General features: G+C 51.2%; 1 rRNA gene. It reads left to right on the top strand.

Annotation, left to right across the window (positions count from 1 at the left end):
* Nucleotides 1-8 precede the first annotated feature (8 nt).
* Nucleotides 9-1,477: ribosomal RNA gene (locus Q4Q49_RS22080) — 23S ribosomal RNA — on the top strand; the annotation flags it as partial.

A 1,477-nucleotide genomic window follows, 5' to 3' on the forward strand; every position in this document is an offset into this window, starting at 1 on the left:
GGTTGTATGGTTAAGCGACTAAGCGTATACGGTGGATGCCTTGGCAGTCAGAGGCGATGAAGGACGTAGTAACTTGCGAAAAGCGTTGGCGAGCTAGTAACAAGCATTTGAGCTAACGATGTCCGAATGGGGGAACCCAGCAGCATAAGCTGTTATCGCAACATGAATACATAGTGTTGCGAGGCGAACCCGGGGAACTGAAACATCTAAGTACCCGGAGGAAAAGAAATCAACCGAGATTCCCCTAGTAGCGGCGAGCGAACGGGGATTAGCCCTTAAGTCAGTGGGGTGTTAGTGGAATGTGTTGGAAAGCACAGCGGCACAGGGTGATAGCCCCGTACATGAAAACTAACCATTGATGAAAACGAGTAAGGCGGGACACGTGACATCCTGTTTGAATATGGGGGGACCATCCTCCAAGGCTAAATACTCCTGACTGACCGATAGTGAACCAGTACCGTGAGGGAAAGGCGAAAAGAACCCCTGTGAGGGGAGTGAAATAGAACCTGAAACCGTATACGTACAAGCAGTGGGAGCGGTTCTTGAGACCGTGACTGCGTACCTTTTGTATAATGGGTCAGCGACTTACATTTTGTAGCGAGGTTAAGCGAATAGCGGAGCCGTAGGGAAACCGAGTGTTAACTGCGCGTTTAGTTGCAAGGTGTAGACCCGAAACCCGGTGATCTAGCCATGGGCAGGTTGAAGGTTGAGTAACATCAACTGGAGGACCGAACCGACTAATGTTGAAAAATTAGCGGATGACTTGTGGCTGGGGGTGAAAGGCCAATCAAACCGGGAGATATCTGGTTCTCCTCGAAAGCTATTTAGGTAGCGCCTCGAGCGAATACCATTGGGGGTAGAGCACTGTTAAGGCTAGGGGGTCATCCCGACTTACCAACCCTTTGCAAACTCCGAATACCAATGAGTACTACTCGGGAGACAGACGGCGGGTGCTAACGTCCGTCGTCAAAAGGGAAACAACCCAGACCGTCAGCTAAGGTCCCAAAGTACTAGCTAAGTGGGAAACGATGTGGGAAGGCTTAGACAGCTAGGATGTTGGCTTAGAAGCAGCCATCATTTAAAGAAAGCGTAATAGCTCACTAGTCGAGTCGGCCTGCGCGGAAGATGTAACGGGGCTAAGCTAGTCACCGAAGCTACGGGTGCACAGTTTACTGTGCGCGGTAGAGGAGCGTTCTGTAAGCCGTTGAAGGTGAAGGGGTAACCCACGCTGGAGGTATCAGAAGTGCGAATGCTGACATGAGTAACGATAAAGGGGGTGAAAAACCCCCTCGCCGAAAGACCAAGGGTTCCTGTCCAACGTTAATCGGGGCAGGGTGAGTCGACCCCTAAGGTGAGGCCGAAAGGCGTAATCGATGGGAAACAGATTAATATTTCTGTACTTCCGCTAACTGCGATGGAGAGACGGAGAAGGCTAGGCTAGCGCGGCGTTGGTAGTCCGCGTTTAAGGTGGTAGGTG

Origin of the sequence: Shewanella sp. SP1S1-7, from assembly GCF_031932105.1 — a bacterium.
Lineage (GTDB): Bacteria > Pseudomonadota > Gammaproteobacteria > Enterobacterales > Shewanellaceae > Shewanella > Shewanella baltica.